Consider the following 2,611-nt stretch of genomic DNA (forward strand, 5'->3'; position numbering starts at 1 on the left):
ATTCGGCATGCAATATTCTTACAAAACACTTATATGGAGAATTCCGACCGATGAAAATAACGAACCACAAGTATCTACGGATCGCGTAAGCGAGAAGTAGTAGATGGTGAGTTCCCACCCTTCATGCTTTGGCATGATGTTACTTGCTATTTCTTTCTGTTGTGTTTCCGTGCTTGGTCACGAGATACACGGGAAACCCGGTGTATCGTGAAACACCCGGAAAGAAAAAGGCAAGAAACCCCCACTTCAACGCCTACAGGCGTAAGTGGGGGAGGTTCATTGGCCGTAATCGTTCCAGTTTGATGTGGTATAATGAGAGCGGAACGTTCAACGTAAGGGGTTTGTTGCGATGAGCCATGAATTGCTGCGGCAGCCGAAATGGCGGGTCATCGACCAGTCGCATTTCGGTCCGCTGTTTGATGCGAAACAATCGTTTGCCATCGATGATGCATTATGCACCGCGGTTGGTGCGGGACAGTCGGATGCGGTCGTCCGCACGTGGGTGCATGAGAATACCGTCGTCTTAGGCGCCGCTGATACGAAGCTTCCGTACATCGATGAGGCCATTTCGTTTTTGCGCCAGGAAGGGTATCGCGTCGTCGTCCGTAATTCCGGCGGGTTGGCCGTTGTCCTTGACAGCGGGGTGTTGAATATTTCGCTCATTTTTCCGGAAACGAAAAACACGATTGCCATCGAGCAAGGGTATGAGGCGATGTATGCGCTCATGGCCGCCATGCTTGCCTCATACGGCGCCCGCGTTGAGGCGGGGGAAATCGTCGGTTCGTATTGCCCGGGGAACTATGACTTGAGCATTGGCGGCAAAAAGTTTGCCGGCATTTCGCAACGGCGCGTGCGCGGCGGCGTTGCCGTGCAAATCTACCTTTGCGTCAACGGGAGCGGAGCCGCGCGGGCTGAGCTTATTCGCTGTTTTTATGAGCTCGGCCGCCAAGGAGAGAAAACGAAATTCGCCTACCCCGATGTTGTCCCAACTGTCATGGCGTCGCTGTCTGAGCTTCTCGGCTGCGAGTTGTCGATCGATGAGCTGCTTGTCACCCTTTGGCGCACGCTGCAGTCGTTTGGCGGCGAGCTATATTCGTCTGCCCTCGAGAACGGCGAATGGAATTGGTATGAGCAGTATTGGGCGCGCATCGTCGAGCGGAATGAAACGGCGCTCAAGGGCGAGCTCCTAGCAGGAGAATAAGGGGGCGGTCCGCCCAGAAGCAAGAGCCTGCGTTCATCGCCTGACGCCGCCGGCAGGCAAAAAGGATGCTCCGTGTCTCGGCCGCACCGGAGAGAGTGCGATCAAGGCGCAGCCATGGACAGGGCATCCTTATTTTATTTACTCCGCGATTTTTTCCAAGTTGCCGTTCGGGTCCATGCGGAAGGTCAGTCCCCGCTCTTCTTCCTCTTTTAACACCATTTTGCGCGCTCGGTTGATGATTTTCACGAGCGTCTCAAAATCTTCTTGGACGGTCGACGAATTTTCTTCTAATTTCGCAACCTTTTCTTCAAGTTCTTTATTTTTTTGCTTTAATTCTTCAATTTCGCGGCGCAGCCGCTCGTTTTCTTTGATCAGCGTCTCCCGTTTCCGTTCATGGGATTGGAACGTTTTCAAAAAAGCGATCACTTGATCCAGCGTCACTTGTTGCGGCGGGGAGGATGGGATGACGGCAGGCAGCTGCATCACCTCTCCCAGCTCCTCAAGTGAGGGCATCGGGGGCTCGTACAGACGCCGCTTTTTCGCGCCGCCTTGTTTGGCCAGCAGCCGCAGCCGCTCTTTTCGCTGCTTTTTCGCCAGCTGCAGCGCTTCTTCGTACTGATGGCGGACGACGGCATTCCAGCGAAAGCCACAGGCGGCCGATGTCCGATTTAGCTTGTCGCCGACTTCTTCAAACGCGTTCAGCTGGGTGCTCCCTTCACGCACATGGCGCAATACGGTCTCTGCCAACAATAAATCGTCTTCTTCCGTCCAAGCGTCTTGCCGTTGTTTCACTGTTCTCCACTCCTTTTTCCCATGCTAGTAAAAGGGTGGACCAAAAGGAAAAAAATTATACGTTGCAAGTTTATGGGATTGGCAAATTACAAGGGTGAAAGCATGCCAACTTGCAATTTTCTCACGAAAGCGGTAGAATACACAAAGCAAACGCTGCGGAAAGGGATGACGAGTGATGGCGAATGAGTTTCGCGTTTGCGACGACTGCAAGGCGCCGAATTTAAAAACATTGATTCCGCGCCTCAAAAAGCTGGATCCGGATGCGGTCATCAAAATCGGCTGCCAGTCGTATTGCGGCCCAGGGCGGAAAAAGACGTTTGCTTTCGTCAACAACCGTCCGGTGGCGGCGCTGACGGAAGACGAACTGATTGATAAAATTGCTGAAAGGTTGAAAAAGCGATAACCGATCACCTTCTTTGCCGAAAGAAGGTGATTTTTTGTTTTTTCCGTCAATAATGGAGAAAGACGGAGAAAAAAGGTGTGAGTAAAATATTTGTGGGTGACATTCAGGAATGATTCCCCGACGAGGGTTGCGAACTTTTGTTCGCGACGCTCGTCGGGGCCACCAAGCGAAGCGCGGTAGAAAAAAGCAAATGTCATGCAAAAAGGACTCTCTCC

Annotated in this window: 3 protein-coding genes; 2 read left to right on the forward strand and 1 reads right to left on the reverse strand. The window is 52.4% G+C overall.

What is annotated here, in order from left to right:
- The first annotated feature begins 349 nt into the window (after positions 1–349).
- Positions 350–1,201, forward strand: coding sequence for an octanoyl-[GcvH]:protein N-octanoyltransferase (gene lipL, locus IKE44_RS04470; RefSeq protein ID WP_049624634.1), 852 nt, complete (start codon positions 350–352; stop codon positions 1,199–1,201).
- Positions 1,202–1,339: 138 nt separating this feature from the next.
- Here the strand turns inward: lipL and IKE44_RS04475 are convergent, their stop codons facing one another.
- Positions 1,340–1,993, reverse strand: coding sequence for an RsfA family transcriptional regulator (locus IKE44_RS04475; protein ID WP_015376083.1), 654 nt, complete (start codon positions 1,991–1,993; stop codon positions 1,340–1,342).
- 175 nt (positions 1,994–2,168) lie between these two features.
- On the opposite strand from IKE44_RS04475, the gene IKE44_RS04480 reads away from it, so the two are divergent.
- Entirely contained in the window at positions 2,169–2,396 is a 228-nt protein-coding gene (locus tag IKE44_RS04480) for a YuzB family protein (protein ID WP_011232879.1), read from the forward strand.
- Positions 2,397–2,611: the final 215 nt, after the last annotated feature.

Origin of the sequence: Geobacillus sp., from assembly GCF_017515625.1 — a bacterium.
Classification (GTDB): Bacteria; Bacillota; Bacilli; order Bacillales; family Anoxybacillaceae; genus Geobacillus; species Geobacillus stearothermophilus.

Coding starts and splice junctions, on each gene's coding strand:
- IKE44_RS04480 (WP_011232879.1), top strand. CDS start 2,169: ATGGCGAATGAGTTTCGCGTTTGCGACGACTGCAAGGCGCCGAATTTA.
- lipL (WP_049624634.1), top strand. CDS start 350: ATGAGCCATGAATTGCTGCGGCAGCCGAAATGGCGGGTCATCGACCAG.